The 19,062-nt window shown below is 48.0% G+C and carries 20 protein-coding genes and 1 tRNA gene; 11 read left to right on the forward strand and 10 right to left on the reverse strand.

What is annotated here, in order from left to right:
- Positions 1 to 24: 24 nt before the first annotated feature.
- Genes serC through CHK_RS06835 form a run of 3 tightly spaced genes read left to right on the forward strand, consistent with a single transcriptional unit; the run spans position 25 to position 2,511 of the window.
- On the forward strand, positions 25 to 1,107 hold the full coding sequence (gene serC / locus CHK_RS06825; protein WP_046443281.1) for a 3-phosphoserine/phosphohydroxythreonine transaminase: 1,083 nt from the start codon (positions 25 to 27) through the stop codon (positions 1,105 to 1,107).
- Positions 1,108 to 1,117: 10 nt separating this feature from the next.
- A complete protein-coding gene (locus CHK_RS06830; RefSeq protein ID WP_046443282.1) occupies positions 1,118 to 2,287 on the forward strand; it encodes a phosphoglycerate dehydrogenase in 1,170 nt (389 codons plus the stop codon).
- A 14-nt stretch (positions 2,288 to 2,301) separates the two neighbouring features.
- Positions 2,302 to 2,511 carry a hypothetical protein gene (locus CHK_RS06835; RefSeq protein ID WP_046443283.1) on the forward strand — a complete coding sequence of 70 codons (210 nt, stop codon included), beginning with the start codon at positions 2,302 to 2,304 and terminating at the stop codon, positions 2,509 to 2,511.
- A 66-nt stretch (positions 2,512 to 2,577) separates the two neighbouring features.
- Here CHK_RS06835 and CHK_RS06840 read toward each other — a convergent pair whose 3' ends face one another.
- Positions 2,578 to 3,264 carry a DUF308 domain-containing protein gene (locus tag CHK_RS06840; protein ID WP_160295608.1) on the reverse strand — a complete coding sequence of 229 codons (687 nt, stop codon included), beginning with the start codon at positions 3,262 to 3,264 and terminating at the stop codon, positions 2,578 to 2,580.
- Positions 3,212 to 5,455 (reverse strand): penicillin-binding transpeptidase domain-containing protein, encoded by a 2,244-nt coding sequence (locus CHK_RS06845; protein WP_046443285.1) that lies wholly within the window; start codon positions 5,453 to 5,455, stop codon positions 3,212 to 3,214. Before CHK_RS06845 ends, CHK_RS06840 begins: the two co-directional genes overlap by 53 nt.
- A gap of 268 nt (positions 5,456 to 5,723) precedes the next feature.
- Here CHK_RS06845 and CHK_RS15660 point away from each other — a divergent pair, with 268 nt between their 5' ends.
- A complete protein-coding gene (locus CHK_RS15660; RefSeq protein ID WP_052740433.1) occupies positions 5,724 to 7,148 on the forward strand; it encodes a 3D domain-containing protein in 1,425 nt (474 codons plus the stop codon).
- Positions 7,149 to 7,274: 126 nt separating this feature from the next.
- On the forward strand, positions 7,275 to 8,117 hold the full coding sequence (rsmA, locus tag CHK_RS06855; protein ID WP_046443286.1) for a 16S rRNA (adenine(1518)-N(6)/adenine(1519)-N(6))-dimethyltransferase RsmA: 843 nt from the start codon (positions 7,275 to 7,277) through the stop codon (positions 8,115 to 8,117).
- A gap of 93 nt (positions 8,118 to 8,210) precedes the next feature.
- Here rsmA and CHK_RS06860 read toward each other — a convergent pair whose 3' ends face one another.
- The 3 genes from CHK_RS06860 to spo0A form a co-directional block, all read right to left on the reverse strand.
- Positions 8,211 to 9,278, reverse strand: a complete 1,068-nt coding sequence (locus CHK_RS06860; protein ID WP_046443287.1) for an HAAS signaling domain-containing protein — start codon at positions 9,276 to 9,278, stop codon at positions 8,211 to 8,213.
- The gene (locus CHK_RS06865; RefSeq protein WP_046443288.1) at positions 9,271 to 9,621 is read right to left on the reverse strand and encodes a PadR family transcriptional regulator; all 351 of its coding nucleotides are present in this window, start codon (positions 9,619 to 9,621) and stop codon (positions 9,271 to 9,273) included. The genes CHK_RS06860 and CHK_RS06865 overlap by 8 nt, the downstream gene beginning before the upstream one ends.
- A gap of 395 nt (positions 9,622 to 10,016) precedes the next feature.
- The gene (spo0A, locus tag CHK_RS06870; RefSeq protein WP_046443289.1) at positions 10,017 to 10,790 is read right to left on the reverse strand and encodes a sporulation transcription factor Spo0A; all 774 of its coding nucleotides are present in this window, start codon (positions 10,788 to 10,790) and stop codon (positions 10,017 to 10,019) included.
- 200 nt (positions 10,791 to 10,990) lie between these two features.
- Here spo0A and CHK_RS06875 point away from each other — a divergent pair, with 200 nt between their 5' ends.
- The 3 genes from CHK_RS06875 (at position 10,991) to CHK_RS06885 (ending at position 13,248) form a co-directional block, all read left to right on the forward strand.
- Positions 10,991 to 12,355 (forward strand): TrkH family potassium uptake protein, encoded by a 1,365-nt coding sequence (locus CHK_RS06875; RefSeq protein WP_052740434.1) that lies wholly within the window; start codon positions 10,991 to 10,993, stop codon positions 12,353 to 12,355.
- Positions 12,356 to 12,406: 51 nt separating this feature from the next.
- Positions 12,407 to 13,066, forward strand: a complete 660-nt coding sequence (locus CHK_RS06880; protein WP_046443291.1) for a potassium channel family protein — start codon at positions 12,407 to 12,409, stop codon at positions 13,064 to 13,066.
- Positions 13,067 to 13,156: 90 nt separating this feature from the next.
- Positions 13,157 to 13,248, forward strand: a tRNA-Ser gene (locus tag CHK_RS06885).
- Between the two features lie 75 nt (positions 13,249 to 13,323).
- Here the strand turns inward: CHK_RS06885 and CHK_RS06890 are convergent.
- Entirely contained in the window at positions 13,324 to 13,542 is a 219-nt protein-coding gene (locus tag CHK_RS06890; protein WP_046443292.1) for a hypothetical protein, read from the reverse strand.
- A 238-nt stretch (positions 13,543 to 13,780) separates the two neighbouring features.
- The gene (locus CHK_RS06895; protein ID WP_131924725.1) at positions 13,781 to 14,200 is read right to left on the reverse strand and encodes a sigma factor-like helix-turn-helix DNA-binding protein; all 420 of its coding nucleotides are present in this window, start codon (positions 14,198 to 14,200) and stop codon (positions 13,781 to 13,783) included.
- A gap of 490 nt (positions 14,201 to 14,690) precedes the next feature.
- On the opposite strand from CHK_RS06895, the gene CHK_RS06900 reads away from it, so the two are divergent.
- From CHK_RS06900 to CHK_RS06910, 3 genes are all read left to right on the forward strand, one after another.
- Entirely contained in the window at positions 14,691 to 15,167 is a 477-nt protein-coding gene (locus CHK_RS06900) for a sigma-70 family RNA polymerase sigma factor (RefSeq protein WP_046443294.1), read from the forward strand.
- 69 nt (positions 15,168 to 15,236) lie between these two features.
- Complete coding sequence (locus CHK_RS06905) at positions 15,237 to 15,638, forward strand: hypothetical protein (RefSeq protein ID WP_046443295.1); 402 nt, start codon at positions 15,237 to 15,239, stop codon at positions 15,636 to 15,638.
- A 36-nt stretch (positions 15,639 to 15,674) separates the two neighbouring features.
- The gene (locus tag CHK_RS06910; protein ID WP_046443296.1) at positions 15,675 to 16,442 is read left to right on the forward strand and encodes a hypothetical protein; all 768 of its coding nucleotides are present in this window, start codon (positions 15,675 to 15,677) and stop codon (positions 16,440 to 16,442) included.
- Between the two features lie 76 nt (positions 16,443 to 16,518).
- On the opposite strand, the gene CHK_RS06915 is transcribed toward CHK_RS06910, so the two are convergent.
- From CHK_RS06915 to ttdA, 3 genes are all read right to left on the reverse strand, one after another.
- Entirely contained in the window at positions 16,519 to 17,217 is a 699-nt protein-coding gene (locus tag CHK_RS06915; protein ID WP_046443297.1) for a DUF1361 domain-containing protein, read from the reverse strand.
- 230 nt (positions 17,218 to 17,447) lie between these two features.
- The gene (ttdB, locus tag CHK_RS06920) at positions 17,448 to 18,065 is read right to left on the reverse strand and encodes a L(+)-tartrate dehydratase subunit beta (RefSeq protein ID WP_046443298.1); all 618 of its coding nucleotides are present in this window, start codon (positions 18,063 to 18,065) and stop codon (positions 17,448 to 17,450) included.
- Positions 18,062 to 18,961: a L(+)-tartrate dehydratase subunit alpha gene (ttdA, locus tag CHK_RS06925; protein ID WP_046443299.1), complete on the reverse strand. Its 900-nt coding sequence runs from the start codon at positions 18,959 to 18,961 to the stop codon at positions 18,062 to 18,064. Before ttdA ends, ttdB begins: the two co-directional genes overlap by 4 nt.
- Positions 18,962 to 19,062: the final 101 nt, after the last annotated feature.

A 19,062-nucleotide genomic window follows, 5' to 3' on the forward strand; every position in this document is an offset into this window, starting at 1 on the left:
ATACATTTTAGGAGGATTCGACCAATGGAAAGAGTGTATAATTTTTCGGCGGGCCCTGCGTGCCTGCCAATCGAGGTTTTAAAGCAAGCCCAGGACGATTTCATTTCGTATGGCAACAGCGGTATGAACGTCATGGAGATGAGCCACCGTTCCAAAGAGTATCAGGACATTATCGATACGGCGGAGGCTGATCTGCGTGATCTGATGAATATTCCGGACAATTACAGCGTGCTGTTTCTTCAGGGCGGCGCTTCTTTGCAGTTTGCAATGGTTCCTTTGAACCTGATGACAAAATATAAAAAAGCGCATTTTGTCAAAACAGGGCAGTGGGCAAAAAAGGCCATCGAACAGGCCAAAAAGTTTGGCGAGGCAAATGTTGTGGCGTCTTCTGAAGATAAAACGTTCTCGTACATTCCGCAGCTTAATGCCGATATGTTCACACCGGACGCAGACTATGTGCATATCACATCCAATAATACCATTTATGGAACCAGGTTCACAAAGCTTCCCCCTGTGGGAGACCTTCCGCTCGTTTCCGATATGTCCTCCTGTATTCTTTCCGAAGAAATCAACGTTGCGGATTATGCCCTGATTTATGCGGGCGCACAGAAAAACATCGGCCCTGCTGGCGTTACGATCGTCATTATCCGCAACGACCTCATTGGCCATGCGCCGGACAGCGTGCCTACAATGCTTAATTATAAGACCTATGCGGATAACGGCTCTATGTTCAACACGCCTCCGACCTATGCGATTTATATTGCAGGCCTTGTGTTCAAGCATTTAAAGAAGCTTGGCGGCGTGGGTGAAATGGAAAAAATCAACAAGGAAAAGGCTGCCATGCTTTATGAATTTATTGATAATTCGCCACTGTTCCAGGCAACGGTAGAACCAAAATACCGTTCGCTGATGAACGTACCGTTTATTACGGGCAGCGAGGAGCTCGACAAGGAGTTTGTGGCGGGCGCCAAAAAAGCGGGCCTTGTCAATCTCAAGGGCCACCGCAGCGTAGGCGGTATGCGCGCCAGCATCTACAACGCAATGCCTGAGAGCGGCGTGCGTGAGCTGATCGCCTATATGGCTAAATTCGAAGCGGAGCATAAATAAGGAGTTTATTATGGTTAATATTAAAAAGCTGAATAAAATATCGCCTGTGATCTATGACTTCCTCCCCAAGGAAAAATACAACGTATCTTCCCATTTGGAGGATAGTGAGAGCGACGCGTTCATTGTGCGCAGCGCAGATTGCCACGGCATGGAATTTACGGAAGACGTCCTCGCGATTGCACGCGCGGGAGCAGGCACCAACAATATCCCGATCGATAAATGCACCGATCAGGGCATCGTTGTATTTAATACGCCGGGCGCAAACGCCAACGGGGTAAAGGAGCTTGTGCTTGGCTGCATGATCGCCGCGTCGCGCAACCTTCCTGAGGCATACGACTGGGTAAAAACGCTCAGCGGACAGGGAGACGAGGTTCCGAAGCTTGTGGAAAAGGGCAAAGGGCAGTTCGTCGGCGGCGAGCTCAAGGGCAAGACGCTTGGCGTCATCGGCCTTGGGGCCATCGGCATCATGGTTGCCAACGCCGCTTCTGCGATTGGCATGAATGTGATCGGCTACGATCCGTTCCTTTCCGTAGATAAAGCATGGACGATTTCCATGTATACGCATAAGGCTGAAAAGCTTGATGAGCTTTTGGAAAAATCCGATTTCATTACACTGCATATTCCGCAAAATGATAAGACCAAAGGATTTTTGAGCACGCCCGAGTTCTCTAAAATGAAGGACGGCGTGATCATCCTCAATTTTGCGCGCGGCGGGCTCGTCAAAACAACTTCCCTGTTTGACGCAATCGAAAGCGGAAAGGTTAAAAAATATGTGACCGATTTCCCGGATGCGGATACGCTTTGCCATCCGAACGTGCTGGCGATCCCGCACCTTGGAGCGTCTACACCCGAAAGTGAGGAAAACTGCGCGGTTATGGCTGCACAGCAACTGCGTGATTTTATCGAGACAGGATCGATTGTCAATTCCGTTAATATGCCGGAATGTATTATCCCGCCGTCCGATACGGTGCGCCTGACCATCCTGCATAAAAATTCGCCGAATATGGTAGGGCAGATTACCAATAAAATTGCAAGCTACGAGCTTAATATTGCGGACATGGCAAATAAATCACGCGGGGATATCGCTTACACTGTTATGAACCTTGACCATGAAATTTCCGCCGACGCGATCGCGGAGCTGTCTCAAATTGAAGGCGTGATCAAAGTTCGCGTGCTGTAGACCGGGTATCGCTTATGACAGATAAAAAATGGGGTATTATCCTCATCATCACCAGTATTGTCCTTGTCACCGCGATTTCGCTGTTGTTCTTCACAGTGAAGGCGCCGGATATGCCGGAAGGTACCAAGTGGGGCTTTCGTATCTTTGCAATCGCGGCATGTGCCGCACAATTTATTGTATTCATGATGTTTGCAAAGTCCTATAAAAAGAATAAAAAGTGGTAATCAAAAACGCGGATGAAATCATCCGCGTTTTTTGTAATATAAAAGGCAAAACCCTCTTCCCGCCGTTTATTCGCCATCCTTTTTATCATCCTCGTGGAGTTTTTCCTCGAAACGGTAAAAATCCGCGTTTTCCTCCGCGGCAATCTCTTCATCGGTGAGGGGCCTCCTGTTTGCAACGAACATATCGCTTAAAATAACCAGCCCGTAAATGATGGAAAATACTGCGATCAGTATGCCGATCGTATTCATCGCGATAATCCACTGCAACACCACCAGAAGAACGCCGCCAATGATGGAAATTACGCCGATTCCAACGTTTCTTTTCCATCCCTGCTTTGCATTCTTTTTTGCGTCGGCGCCTTCCATAATGCGCATCACGCCCAAAAGCACCAGCCAGATTGCCACAAGTACCGGCAGGAAAAGTACAATCGCTTTATCAAATACTAAAATCAAAATTCCAAGCAGGATATTCACGATTGCAATCAGCGCGTCAATCGACAGAAAGGCCTTTCGCGAGCTTCCCAAAAAGCGAAAGACAAGCTGCAATGCTCCAGCGGCTACCAGCGCTACCGCCGCTACCCTGACTGCCACAACCACCGTAATAACCGGTGCGGCGAGCATCAGGCACCCAACTGCCAGCAAAAGAATGCCCAGTATGATCTTCACGATCCGATCCAGCTTATTCGTCTTCATCATTTCCTCACTCGCCCTGCGTACCAGAATCTCCTGTATCTCCGCCGGTAGTATCATCATCCTGCGTGCCGGAGTCATCGCCGCTACCGGAAGTCGGCCCCGGTGTTACCGTCTGCAGAGCTGCGTCATAGCTTTCTTCGTCCACCAGCCCGCGAAGGATCGCAAGCTTGGGCACATTCCCTTCGTTGACTGCGGTTTCCACAACTACAAGGTACAGCTTTCCATCGTCCTCGTTGAGCGCAATTACCCAGTTCACTTCACGCTTCAGGCTGTTTTCACCAACCTGCGCCGTTCCGGTTTTTCCATATATATTAAACTTGTTACCCAATAATGCGTTATAGCCTGTACCGTCGACCATAACGCGCCGAAGTGCGGGCTTTTCAATATCGATGACATTCTGGCTCATCGTGTTTTCCTTGTAATAACTGACCTGCTTCTCCTCCACTGTCGTCTCATTTTCATTTTCATCGATTGTAAAGGTTCGGCTTACAAGCGTCGGATTTACCATATTGCCGTTGTTTTCCAGTGCCGTATACATCGTTGCAAGCTGGAGCGGGCTGATTACAAGCTGCCCTGTTCCATAGCCTGTACGCGCGAGCCAGTCGAGCCAGTCTATGCTCTCCTCGTCACCGCTGACCATGCTTGACGCTTTGACCGGAAGATCAAACGCCGGCGGTTCTCCACCGATGCCAATGCTCTCAAGATAGGACTTAAACGGCTCAAGCGTTGTTTGCAGCGCATAATACGCAAAGTAAATGTTATCCGAAGACTTCATCGCCATTTCGTAAGTCCCCGGGGATTTTGCCACATCCTTTGAATAAATCGCTCCGGAATGCCAGCCTTCGATGTCCGGCGTCCAGCTATAGGAGCCGGTTTCATTCCCCTCGGAATGCGGCGGTGTTTTTTTGATCGGCGGCACGGAATCCGCGTTCAGTACCCCGGCATTGATCGCGGGCACAGAAGAAAACGGCTTGAAAGCCGAACCCGGCATAAATGTCGATTGTGTCGCGCGGTTTAAAAGCGGATTCCCGCTGTCTTCATTGCTGTAATAATCCCATACGGCAGGATCGAGGGGAAAGTTAAACAAATTATTGTCAAAGGACGGATACGACACCATGGATTCCACAGCGCCGGTCGCGTAATCCATGACAATGACCGCGCCGCCTTCGTCGTCCTTGAGATTTGCCGCCATCAGCGTATACGCCTTCTGCTGCGTTCTGGAATCGATGCTCAGCTGCACGTTCGTTCCGTCCGTCTTGCTGTCCTCGTACAATATTTCCTTTTGATTGCCCTTCTCGTCCTCGATATAAATGATACGCCCGTCTTTGCCGCGCAGGGTTTGCTCCAGCTGCTGCTCCAGACCGGCCTTTCCCACGCTGGAATTTTCTGTGATCGTATCGTCCTGTTCGAGCTGTTCCTCCGAGGGCGATCCCATATATCCAATGATATGCGCCGCGTCGTCCTTATAAGGATAATAGCGGATTGGCGAAAGCCTTTCCTCGTCAACCCCAAGTCCGTTAACCTCTGATATCGCCTGCTTCTGCTCGTCGGTCAATGTGTTTTTGGGATAGGTGAGCAACACTTCCAGTGGATAACCTTTTTCTACGGCATTATCGTATTTCTTCTGGATTTTTTCCGCATCCGCTGAAAAATTTGCGGTCAGGAAGCTTTTCACCTCTTCAATATCAGGATTTTTTTCCAGATCAAGGTAAACACTCTGTGCATAATCGTTTTTTGCCAGCACCGCGCCGTCCGCGGAAAAGATCTCTCCGCGCGCCCCGGTCTGCGAAGCGGTACGAACCTTATCTCCCTCCTCGAGCGTGGGAAGAATCAGGCTCGGCGTATACAGGATCGAATATCCCTGCGGGCCGGATACGATATCCGCAGTATAGTCATAAGTGACGTCGCCCAAAAGATCGCTGGAAAACTGTAGCGTATAGGTGAGCGTGTAATCCGTTTCGGACTGTTTTTCCACCACCTGGCGGCCAATAAGCTTTACGTCTGTAAACTCAAGCGCTTCATAGATATTATTGAAGCGGGCCGTAAACTGGTCGCGCGTCTTAACGTCCGACGTCAATACATACACATAGTCAAACGCCCCGGAATAATCCTTTGCAACAAGCTTATTCACAAAGGAATTTGCAACGCTCTCCGCGCTTTCCGTGATGGACGAGCAGCCCGTCAGCAACGAAGCGCCCAAAGCCAGAATAAAAATTGCTACTATTATATAGGTAAGAACTCTTTTTTTCATAGATACCTTCAATTCAGATTTATTGTTGCCTGCATAACTATTCGAGCTGCTGCAATAATTATCATGATTATACTATTATTTCAAAAAAATTGCAAAACCGTCACAATTTATTTATAATTTTAAAACCCTCATTTTTTGCGGCTTTTCAGGCGTTTCATCCCCCATTTCCCGGTATAAAACAGGCTGGAAAATTGACTTTTCCTCCATTTTGGGATATAATACGTATACTTTCATGACAGGTCATGAAATTTTTGGAGGTTAGATACATATGCCAATCGGTAAAAAGAAAAAGGATGTAACGCTTCATCCGGATACGAAGTATCAGGACATTCTCTATACCGCAAAAAAATATTCCAGCACGGAAGACGAGCTTCCCGTGCCCACGCGGGCCGGAAGAAGGCGCCGCAGGAACAGGAGCAAGCTGGAGTCCCTGTTTTCCTCTATCAGCCTGTTTCATGTCGGACGTCCAAAAAACAGCAGTGTAAAGTCGCGCCAGAAGGGCATTCCGGCGGAATCCCTTTCCTCTTCAAACGGAAGAACCGGCAAGGTGATCCTTCCGTCTGACGGCGGCAACCGTTCTTCCAGAAAAGGCGGCTTTTTTAAGGATAATTTTTTCCGCACAACCGCACTTGCGTGCATCGCGGTCGCTCTTGTTTCTGCGATTGCGATTCCAACCACATTTGCAAAACCAACGACACAAATTACCCTCAACGACAATGGGCGCATTTTATCGGCGTCCACTTCCGCGCGTACTGTGGGTGAGTTTTTAGAAGATAATAATGTTGAGCTTGGAGCAGACGACGTGCTCGAAGCCGAGCTTTCCGATCCGATTTCCGAAGACCAGGAGATCATTATCCGCCGTGCGATGCCCCTCACCGTGAGGAGCAACGGCCAGGAAATTGTGGTTAGCATGCTTGCAGGTACCGTGCAGGAGGCGCTTGATAAAGCCGGCGTTGTGCCCGGTCCGGACGACGAGGTTTATCCCTCTGCCGATTCCTTTATCTCGCCCGGTATGACGATCGACCACATCATTGTGACGACCGGTACGCGTACGGAGGAGCAGCCGATTGCGTTTGAAAACAAAACGCAGGAGGATTCAAAGCTTGCGAAAGGAAAAACGCAGATCGTGCAGGAAGGCCAGGAAGGCACCCTGCAAATTACCTATAAGCAGTTGTTTAAAAACGGCGTGCTGATTTCTGAGGACGACGTTTCAAGGGATGTAATCAAGGAACCTGTAGACCAGATCATGTCTGTAGGCACCTACGTAGAACCCGAACCGGAGCCGAAAAAGGAAACGACCAAAAAGAGCACCTCAAGCAGCTCGAGTTCAAGCAAAAAGAGCAGCTCTTCCAATAAGGGTTCGTCTTCCAGCGGCAGCTCCAGCTCAGGCAACAGCGATCCTGATCTTGGCGGAAAGACCGCAAGGAATATGCAGGTGACCGCTTATTGCTCGTACTGCAACAGCGGAAACCGTACTGCATCCGGGACGTATCCGCGCGCAGGCGTTACGATTGCGTGTAACTCGTTGCCAATGGGCACAAGAGTCTATATTCCGGGCTTTGGCACAGGCATCGTTGAGGATACGGGCGGTATGGGCGGAAACGTAATCGACGTTTACCTTGGAGACCAGCCCAACGACGACGCGTGCAACGCATGGGGCCGCAAGAACCTGACGGTTTACATCTTAGGTTAGAACGCACAAGGCTGCGCCCCGTCCGGTAAAAGTCGTGCAGGGACAGTCCTTTTGATACGACGCATGAGAGACGGCGGGATAATCCCGCCGTTTTTTGTACACACGACGCTATTTGGAGAAACGCCCATGAAGGTCACTTCCCCGCGTGAGATATCGCAGCTACTGAAAGAAAACAATTTATCCCCATTGAAAAAATTTGGGCAGAATTTTCTGTGTGATGAAAATATCGTTCAAAAAATTGCGGACAGCATCGGCCTTACGGATAAGGATTATGTCCTTGAAATCGGCACCGGGCTCGGCGCGCTTACGCAGGCGCTTGCCGCCCGCGCCAAAAAAGTCGTTTCCGTGGAGATCGATAAAGGCCTTCTCGCTTTACACGCGCAGACGCTTGCGGGCTTTGAGAACGTCACCGTGCTGGAAGGCGATATCCTGAAATGCGACCTTTCCCAAATCTGCCGTGAGCAATTTGAGGGGAAGCCTTTTCACGTATGTGGGAATTTGCCTTACTATATCACCAGTAAAATACTGATGCAGGTCCTCGAGTCGGATGCGCCGGCGCTCAGTATTACAGCAATGGTGCAGAAGGAAGTCGCCGAGCGGCTCAGCGCACGTCCCGGCGATACGGATTACGGTGCGCTTACCGCTTCATGCAACTATTATACGCAGCCTGCGCTCCTGTTCACCGTCTCCCGTAACTGCTTTTATCCTGCGCCGGACGTGGATTCCGCCATTTTGCGGCTGGACCTTACCCACCCCTGCTTCGACCTTCCGCGCGAACAGTACGCAGCCGTGGTGCGTGCGGCGTTCGCCATGCGCCGGAAAACGATCTTCAACAACTTAAAGGAATTCTGCGGGAACCAAAAAGCGGTTTTAGCGCTCGATTCCTGTAAAATAGATCCTAAAACACGCGCGCAGGATCTTTCGCCGGAAGATTTTTGCTGCCTTGCAGCATCAATTTTTCAAGATTGACGCTTTCTATACAGAAAAATTGCGATGTCTGTTTTTTAAATCAGATTACAGCTACAAAAAAAACGGCGCAGATTGCGCCGCTTTTTTTGATATTTACGATCTTCCGTACCGGATTCCTTTATAGAGCGACACCGCGCTGTCCAGAACAAACGCAAAGATCAGAATACAGCCAAAGTAGCTTGTAAAATAGCCCCAGAACACACCTATCTGAGCCGCCGGGAAGTCCGCAAACGCCCCGAAGGCCGCAACCTGCTGTATCAGGTTCTGATTCCAGACCGCCGGATTGAAAAAGACAATACACGACAAAACAAGCGCCGCCACATTCAGGATTGCAGTCGCAACCCCCAGCATAACGGTATGCCGCCCAACCATAACGCGCATCACCTCACGCACAATGCCCAGCAGGAAACAGACATTCAGCAGGGGCATCACTGTTTTGAGTATTTCGAGGTCAAACAGGGGAATCACGCGCAGCGTTCCGTTATCCGATAGAAAAATCCCCATCAGGAATGGTACAAAGTTAAACAGGATAATAACCGCCACCGTGAAAATGATTCCCGCGATGGATTCCCCTTTTTTGAGGACTGCTTTTTCAGTTGGTACAGGCATGTCTTTCAGATCCTGCGGTTTCCACGCGCTGTTCACCGCCCCCGTAATATCTACCTTGAGCGCGCAATGCTCGATAATCACAAAAATGAGCGTTACCCATGCAAATCCCTGAATCAATCCCATCATCACGCCTGCAACCGCATTTCCAATACCCGACGCGATCATGCCGATCATCTGTGCCTGATCCTGCGCTGAAGGCGCTTCAACCGCCCATACCGCGCCCTGAACGATAGAGGCAATTACCATCCCAACTGTCACGGCAATCAGCACGATCTTCAAAACAAACCAGTACTGCTCATAATACGCAGGGCCTATCAGGTATTTCTTGGAATCGCGGTATTTTCCTGCGAGCGCAAACGGCGAGCCAAGCTCCTTTAAAACCTCCTCCGCATTTTCCTGCTCTGTTCTTCCGTTGTCCGCACGTTCTTCTATCATGTCGTCAATCAGGGTTCGCAGCTCCCTGCTGATGTCTTCGCGCTGCGACTGCGGCAACCTGCGTACCACGTCGTACACATACCGCTCTATCATCTCCCGCATGGTCATTTCACTCATTTTCCTGCCCTCCGTCCGTCATCCGTGCGATCGTCTGTGCCAATTCCTTCCATTGAAGGAGCAGCTTTTTATAAACCTCGCCGCCCATTTGCGTGATCACATAATATTTTCGCGGTTTTGCTCCGCCTGTCTCCCATTCGCTTTTCAAAAGCCCCTGCTTTTCGAGCCTTCTCAGCAATGGATATAAGGTGCCGGCTTCGGTCGGCATTCCCGCTTCATTGAGCCGCTGTACCAACGAATAGCCATATCGCGGTTCTTCCAGCTGGCTTAGTACGCCCATTACAATCGTTCCCCGCCGCAGCTCCTGTAGCAATCCGTTCAGGATTTCTTCTGCCGTATCCATTTGCCCGCCTCCATTTAACATACTGTGTGTCGTACACTATATTTGCATTATACTGTGCGCCGCACACTATTGTCAAGTGCACAGTATAAAAAATAGCTTGCCGCGCAGGTTTCTATCCTGACACAGCAAGCTAAAAAAGAATATATATCCAATATTATTGTATTTTTATTACTTTTTATACATTTTTTTCTAAAAGAATAACTGCCCCTGAAACTCAATTATTCATTAAGAAATCCCCATTATTCATCCCTTTATCCACGTTTTCCACAAAGTCATGCACAAAAGGGCAATGCCGCCCTGTTTTGTGACCGGGTTTTCCACAATGTTATCCACGTTTTCCACATTTATACATTTTGTGAAACAATCCTGTGAAACAGAAATCATGAATATTTATTCTAAGCTTCATCATCGCTGATCAGCTTATCCGCGAGCAGGGCAATAAATTCTCCGTTTGTCGGCTTTTGCTTGCTTCCGCCCACCGGGAACCCAAGTACAGCGCTTACATTTTTCATTTTATCCCTGTCGTACATGACCTCAATGGTGTGCCGGATCGCCAGTTCCACCTTTGTCGCCGTTACATGGAAATGCTCTGCAATTTCAGGATACAGGCGTTTTGTAATACTGTATATAATCATCCTGTCTTCCACAGTCATCTTCACGGCTTCCTTCAAATACTGGTATCCTTTGAGATGCGGCGGTACGCCGATTTTTAAAAACAGGTCTGCAACGCGCTGTTCCAGGCTTACCTTCCCTTTGATCACAATTCCTGCTGTCTGGGTTGCGCCCCGCAGGCTCAGCACATCCCATATCCTGCGGTAAAGCACGTCGTTTTGATACGGCTTAACCATATAGTACTTTGCACCCATATCAAATGCTTTTTTGATAACGTCCTCGCTGCTGATTGCCGACACTACAATCGTATCAGGAATTTTTGGCATGTGCTCGTTGTGCAGTTTTTCCAAAAAACTAAAACCGTCATGCCCGGGCATCACAAGATCGACAATCGCCACATCATAGGGGTGGACGTTGCAATATTCCATCGCTTCCCTCACCGAACCGGCACAGTCTACGTGCTCAATATCCTCCCGTGTTGCCAGGTAGGATTCCAGAGAATGCGATATTGTTCCATCGTCATCGATTACCAGAACATCGATAGCATTTTTATCCATGGTTATTTCTCCTTTTCTATCATCTTTCGATATCTTATATATAAATATATTCATTAAAATTTTAAAATATTCCATTTTTCATTAATTTTTTTTAGAAAACTTTTATTTTTTAGGTCTGTACTTTTTGGGGAAAGGGAGTATAGTGTATAATGTATGTTAATTTGCAGAAATGTGAATGAAGGGACACAGGAAACTTGAGCGTGATCAGAAAAAGAAGGCGGCTTAATCCTGCTGAAATATTGGTATTTGGTTTTGGCGGAATGATTGTGATCGGCGGGCTCCTTTTGTGCCTGCCCATTGCATCGAGTACAGGAGAGTCTGTTGGAATCCTGCCTGCGTTTTTTTCTTCCACATCGGCAATTTGTGTAACAGGGCTTTCGGTTGTGGAAATCGGCACGGCCTACTCCCTGTTTGGGCAAATCGTGATGCTGATCCTGATCCAGCTTGGGGGCATCGGGTTCATGACCGCAACCTCCATGGTGTATATGCTGCTTGGGCGGCGCATTACGCTCAAAGACCGCATGGTGATCAAAGACTCCCTCAACGAAACAAACCTGCAGGGCGTCGTCCATATGACGCGCAACGTTTTGCTTGTAACCCTGCTCACCGAGGTCGCGGGTATCCTTCTGCTTTCCATCCGCTTTATTCCGGAGTATGGATTTGGGCAGGGCCTTTATTACAGTATTTTCCATTCAATTTCTTCCTTCTGTAACGCGGGCTTCGATGTATTTGGGCTGGGAAACAGCCTTGTGCCATACGCATACGATCCGCTTGTTACAATTACGGTTATGGCCCTCATTACAGTCGGCGGGCTCGGCTTCTTTGTCGTCGTAGAGCTTTACAGGAAGGCTCTTTTGGGCCGCAAATATCATCTGAAACTTCATACAAAAATTGTATTGATCGTCTCTGGAGTGCTCGTCCTCGCGGGCTTTTTGTTCTTCCTTGCTTTGGAGAGCAACAATCCAAAAACGCTTGGAGCGGAAGGCCTGAGCGCAGGCGATAAGGTGCTGGGCGCGATGTTCCAGTCCGTCACTCCGCGTACCGCGGGCTATGCAACGATCCCGCAGGCAGACCTTACCCCCGCTTCGAAAATCGCGACGACTGCGCTGATGTTTATTGGCGCTTCTCCGTCCGGTACGGGCGGCGGTATCAAAACCACAACTGCCGTTATGCTGCTTTTCCTTGTCGCAACGATTGTCACAGGCAAGCAGGACACTGTTGTCATGAAACGGCGCATCAACAAGGATGTTATGATGCGTGCGATTACCATCGCAACGCTTGCACTGGTATTTGTAGGTGTGATGGTCACGTTGATTTCTATCGTAGACCAGTCGCACGTCAGCGTTTCCGATATTTTATTCGAGACAGTATCCGCGTTTGGAACCGTCGGTCTTTCCACAGGCATTACGGCCTCGCTTTCGCCGTTCAGTCAGGTTCTTCTGATGATTACAATGTTTGGCGGCAGGGTTGGTGTGTTTACAATGTCTATGGCGGTGGCAAAGCGTATGTCCCATCAAGATCAATGCAGCATCCGTTACCCTGAAGACAGGGTAATGATTGGATAAGCGAATCATGGTGCGCCGTATACCAAAAAGGCGGCAAATGGAGTTATCGTTATGAAAAAACAGTATGTAGTAATCGGTCTGGGCCGTTTTGGTACCAGCGTTGCCAAAACACTGGTAGATCAGGATGCGGAAGTCCTCGTGATCGATGCAAATGAAGAAAAGATCAATCAGGCGCTTTCCTACGCCACCCATGCCGTGCAGGCAGACGCAACAGACGAGCAGGCGTTAAAGTCGCTGGGCATCCGCAACTTCGACGTGGCCTGCGTATGCCTTGGGGAAATCCAGTCCAGCATTATGGCGGCGTTAATCTGTAAAGATCAGGGCATTGACCTTGTGCTGGTTAAGGCACAAAGCGAGGTTCACGCAAAGGTTCTGTATAAAATGGGCGTGGATAAGGTGGTGTTCCCCGAGCGGGACATGGGTATCCGCGTAGCCCACAACCTTCTTTCCTCCAACATACTTGATTTTATCGAGCTGTCTGAGGACTACGGCATTGCCGAGCTGGAAGTACATCCCGCATGGGCGGGGCAGACGCTGATCGACGTGGATTTCCGCAAAAAATACGGGATCAACATCATTGCGATCAAAAACGCGTCCGGTTCCGTCAATGTAAGCCCATTGCCCGGCGATATCATCATGTCAGACGACGTACTCGTGGTAATCGGATCGGAAGAACAGATTGGCAAGCTCGAGAGGTCAGGCGAGCGGTAAAGCTTTTTTAAAAAAGCAAAATAAAAAATTGGAAAAAAGCTTGTTACGGCGCCACACTTATGGTAAAATAATTAACGCTGTATAAAGCGTGGAGCAGTGGCTGAGCTGGCTTAAGGCGCACGATTGGAAATCGTGTGAACGTTAATAGCGTTCCGGAGGTTCAAATCCTCTCTGCTCCGCCAAATACCATTTTACGCACGATGTGCGTGGAATGGTATTTTTTTGTTGAGGCCATAACGCGCCGCAGCCCGTACCCTTCATTTCTTGCTCGGTTCCTTTGTATTTTTCTTTAGACTGAATGTGTAATTCATTGCCCTGAGGGCTTTTAAAAAATTGGTACATGGATAAAATTCCTGCCGGTATTCACTTTTACTTTCCGGAAAATCCTCCCTGCTGAAATCCTTGCGCGCAATGATCCGGGCCTCGTAAATCCCATCGCGATAATACCTTTTGACAACCATGTATTCCCAATCCATAAAATCCCCTCCTATTTGTTCTGTAATTCTTTTTCTGAATCAAAAGACAGCCGCATCCTTCTTGTGGACGCGGCTGCCCGAATAGCCGTCATTTGCATCGATCTGGCGCAAATTTTATCCGGTGGCGGCTATTCCCCTCTGATTTTTTCCAAGACGTCCTCCATTATACACCAGAACTACGCCCCGTTTTTTTACCCCCTTTCCAAATTTTTTTCATTAAAATCAGATTTTTTTACCGTCAGTCTTTCTTCAACAGCTTTTTCAGGTTCTTGCGTCCTTTTTTAATGGACTTTGAAATTGCCGGAATTACCACTCCTTCCTTTTTTGCCAGTTCTGTTTCCGCCATGCCTTCGATATAATACCGGAAAAGGCGCATCCTCTGTTTTTCAGGCAATTTATTGATTGCGTCAAATAGCTCTTTGACCGCGACCGCTTTCAGGTACAGTTCCTCGGCGGATTCCACAGGCTTGATTGCTTTCCCTTCAATTCCATCCCCAACATCGAGCGAATAATATGCGTTGTGATAGGATACGCGGGCGTCGTATGCTTTGTCGGCCTTCAGGCTTTTCTCCAGCAATTCGGCAACCTCGTCTTCCACCTCCACAAACAGGTCTGTATCCAGTTGATAGTATCTCCTCAGATTGATTATTTTCATCATTTAACCTCCATTTCATTTGCATAAAACAACTTCAAAATGGAGGCTGCCGGAGGACTGCGCGCCCGGCAAACAGTGATACAAAAAACATCCCTACCGGCTGATGCCATAAAGATGCTTTTACAGTATATTTTTTTTTAACAAACCAAGCTTATGCTTTGATTTTTCGCGTTTCAATATTTTATCATAGTGATGACTTTACTTTCCTGCCTTGTATCCTTGGCTGAATAAAAGCAAGTAGCGTAGCCAATATGGACGCTTCACAATTATTTCCCGGCCGGGCTGCCGTACTTTTTTCATAAAACAGTTCGCTTCATTGCAAAAATCCCCCCTCACAAAACAGCGTATATTTATCCTTTCACTTATATAACGAAACCGAATGTGGTAAAGGAGTAAAATTATAATATTTTTTTAATGAAAACTGTGATAGAATTGGAAATGAGTAATTTTGGTATTTTCATCAGGCTACGGTTTGTTTCTGATTGGGGCTACTATGAATCGTGCAGTTATTTTATTTCAGGTATTCTATAAGTATTACGGGTTCTATTTCCGTATCATTTTCAGGATCGTCGGAAACAAAGAAGATACCGAAGACATCCTGTACTTCAAGTTCTCAAAAGTGCTCTATGAGAAAAATTATCCTACCAATGAAGACGACCTGAAGCCATGGCTTGTCACCGTCTTTAAAAACGAGGCTGTTTCCTTTATCAAAAAACGTCAAAAGGATAAAGACCGGGAGGAAATGTATTACCTCGTCCATCCGCCCGAAAGAAATTTTGAAGACGATCTTTTCTTCAGGCTCACCGTTGAAGAGTTGATCAAAGAAATGCCCCTTGATTTGCGGAAATCCTTTCAGGAGCATTTTCTGGACGGCGTTCCAATCCGCGTCGTGTGCAGGAAAAATGGCGTAAGCAGGGACAGGATGAGGTATTGGATGAAAAAATTGCGGAAAATTATTAAAAATTTGTGATGGATTCCCCCTTTGACTGCTTTTGTTTCGTTATAACAGTACTACAATAAATAAGGAGGACTCTAAACAATGAAAAAACTAATCTCTCTCTTATGCGCTGCGGTGCTGTGCCTGTTGATGCCGGTGGCGGCCTTTGCCGCGGAAACGCCAAGCCCGCAAGAAGCATTGCAGGAAATTACGGTTTCACCGCGGGCTTCTCAATATACATGCGGAATTGGAATGGCTACCAATTACTCCATAAATATAAACGCGACGGCCCGCTCAAATGGCTCGGAATACATTACCATATCCTGCCAGCTCCAAAGGAAAGTGAACGGTTCGTGGGTAAATTTCGGTACGGGGGCCAGCGGAAGTGGTAGAGGAAGCGCTACAGCGACTAATACCATTGCGGTCGTTAAAGGGTACGAATACCGTACGATGGCATATTGCAACCTTTACGGTACCAAGTATAGTTACGTGCTGAGTATGTAAGCAAAAACCAAATTAGAAAAAGGGGGAAAAACGGATATGAAAAAACGCGATTTTTATAAAAAAATAAAGCAGTATCCCGAGCTGTTCGACGAAGTTGAGCAAAACGAGCAGGAGGAAGATGCGGGCTTTCAGATCGCCGAAAAGGACATTCCGCCTATCCCCCAGTGGTTTTACGATTACGAGGAACAGGAGCGGCGCAAAGCCAAACGGAAGCGTAAGGCAAGGACTCTGGCGGCGGTACCCGTCTGCGCCGCGCTTGTTTTCGTGTTCCTGATAACGCCGATTGGAGGCGTATTCGCCGACAATGTATACAACTTTTTTGTGGCTTTAAACCAAAATTCCGGCGAGGTTTCGACCTATTATGGACCGGATGACAGTCATACTTTCATACAGGAAAAGAGACCTGAAAAGCAGCAGTTCCCGGATACGAAGGCGGTCAGAAGTCAATATGACATTGTTTTTGCTGAAAACGAAGTTTACCAACCAGATCAGATCACTGTCTCAGAAATCGAAAATCTTGGCTATCAAGTTGAGCTTTCTTATACGGTTGATTCAAACGTGGTGACAATTATAAATCTGTATTATTTTGTTCTTATGCAGCAGACTGGTAGTACCATTGCGACCAGTGAGAATTTTGAGCAGATCGATACCTCATTGCAGGACGGCACCCATATAACAGGCATCTACGACGATGAAGGCGCTATCGCCTCCGGTTTTAACGATAAGCTGGACGTGACCTTCATGACGGACACCCTGCCCTACGATCAGCTGATCGATTTTATCCAAACGACGACGATCAGGTAGAAAACGAAAGCAGGCGGAAAAAGTGGGCAACAAAAAGCATACGGTGCAAAAATACCGTATGGCGTGATTCCCTTTCCTAAACTGCGGTAAGCACCGACCACACGACAATCCAGTACATGATAAGAAAAAAGGCCGCGTAGCAAATCATGAAAATAAACAGCTCCCTGACCTTGCCCGGCTGCGAGAAATGGTTTTTTAAAATTCCAAAAAACTTTTTCGGTTTCAGGATATCCCAGCTGTAAAAGCGCAGATATCGTCCAATATAAATACCAAAGCTAATCAACAGGAAAACAACGGTAATCACAATCCAAAAATTCCTGTTATTTGTAAAGCCCATATGGAATGCGTCGATCGGGTTGACCACAACCGCATACATCAGTTGGAGCAGCATCACATTGAGCAGGGTATTCATCACACCGGACATCGACAAAGACAATACCGCAATGATATCGTACCATATTGGCACTTCTTTTTTATCCACCGTCCTGTGGTTCAGGTTCAGCTCCGTAACAAGGTAGCCTGCATTGGGCAAAAGCAGGAACCATATGATGATTCCAACGATACCAACAACCACCCCAACGACAAAATTGAAAAATATCATGATCGCGCCCATGAGTGCCACGGTAATAATCAATACCAAAAGCGGCAGCAAAGACAGTCCGATATTTTTCAGCATTGGTTTATACAGCTTTGTGTGGAACAGCTTTGGGCGCAATAAAATCAGCAATACTGCAAATAGATTAATAGCCGCTATCCCGTAGATTAATATACTCATATCTATCCTTTCCTGTTATTTTTAATGTAACCATTCTACCGTATGGGTAATCCTCCAATCCGTAACTGCCGTTTCGTTTTTAAAATGCGCGGTGTCTTTGCCCCTGCGTCTGCCTGAATCGCAGGCGTACTTCCGGCAGCGATGCAAATGCAGCGCCTGCCCGTCAACCAAAAGCCCGCGCCTTTAGTGGCGCGGGCTTTTGGCCGTAAAAGATGTGTGGTAAGCAATCCTTATTCCAGATAATCGACGTGCTGATTGATCCCGGCGACTATCCTTTCCTTTTTTTCATTGAACAGCTTTTTGTTGTTCTCAAACAGGTTATTCCCTTTTGTGTCAATCGAGATAATAAGCGGCCCAAACTCCCTGACGCGCATTACCCACATTGCCTCCGGCATTCCAAGGTCAAGCCACTTGACGCATTCCACCTCTTCCACCTGGCTTGCCGCCAAAACAGCACACCCTCCGGGGAACACTGCATGCACCGCTTTATAAAGCCCGCATCCTTCGGCGGTTTTGTCGCCCATGCCTCCCTTGCCTACAATCAGCTTAATGCCCGTTTCGGCTATAAATTCCTTCTCGTATTTTTCCATTCGCATACTGGTCGTTGGCCCAATGGAAATTACATCATATTTACCCGGCTCATCCTGCCGTTCCTTCATGATCGGCCCCGCGTGGAAGATCGCTTTTCCGGCAAGGTCTACAGGCAGCGGTTTATTTTGTTTGATCAGGCGCTGGTGTACGTCGTCCCTGCTTGTGATCAGATATCCGTTTAAATATACGATATCGCCGATTGTAAGCCCTTCAATGTCCCCGTTTTGAATGGGTGTCGTCAGTATTTTTTTATTCATAAAATCGCTCCTTTGTGTGACAGCATTTCATACCCCAGTTCCGCATCAATCCGGATCAGCGCGCGCCTGTGCGCCCAGCATCCCGTAGAAAGGCCGACGGCAATCGTGGAAGGATGCCTGCCCGCCTGCTCGATGTGCACGCCCATCACAGAATTTTTGCCCGTGATACCTCCGGGGCCAATCTCGATTTCATTTAATCCCTTTTCGATCATAAGCTCGAGCTCTGCGCCGCGCGGGTTGCTGTTGCGCGTTCCAATCGGGCGCAAGAGCGCCTTTTTGGATAGCTTTGCCGCAACCTCTGCAGAGCCCGCAATTCCAATGCCAATCAGCAGCGGCGGACATGCGTTGATTCCATACGAGGTGATCTGGTCAAACACAAATTGAACCACGCCTTCATAGCCTTCGAGCGGCGCAAGCACCTTTGCCATGCCCGGAAGGCTGCATCCGCCTCCCGCCATATACACATATATTTTTACCTCGTCGCTGCCCGGGACAAGCTCCCAGTCTATCCACGGGATTCTTGTTCCTACGTTATTGCCCGTATTTTTTTCATCAAATATTTCCACGACATTGTGGCGCAGCGGAGCCTCTGCCGTCGCGCGTTTCACAGCCTCCCGCAGGCATCCTTCTATTTCATCGATCAGCGGGAATCGCGAACCAACCTGCACAAAGTACTGGATTACGCCCGTATCCTGGCAACAGGGCCGATCCATTTCATCCGCCATTTTAAGATCCTCAAACATCGCGTCATAAAAAATTTTTGCCATGGGCGTGTTCTCTTCCGCCCGCAGCTCCTTCAGCTTTTGCATCACATCGTCCGGAAGATGCTTGCCTGCATATCCCGTGAATTTTGCCATAATGTCGATCAGCCGCTCGCGCTTTATATCCTGCTCCATATAGTTTCTCCCCTTATTTTTTATTTGTAATCCCATGATCAAATTGTATGCTTTGCCAATATATAGGTCAAATACTTTAAATACTATTTATTCCATAGTAT

The organism is Christensenella hongkongensis, from assembly GCF_000981035.1.
Taxonomy (GTDB): domain Bacteria; phylum Bacillota; class Clostridia; order Christensenellales; family Christensenellaceae; genus Christensenella; species Christensenella hongkongensis.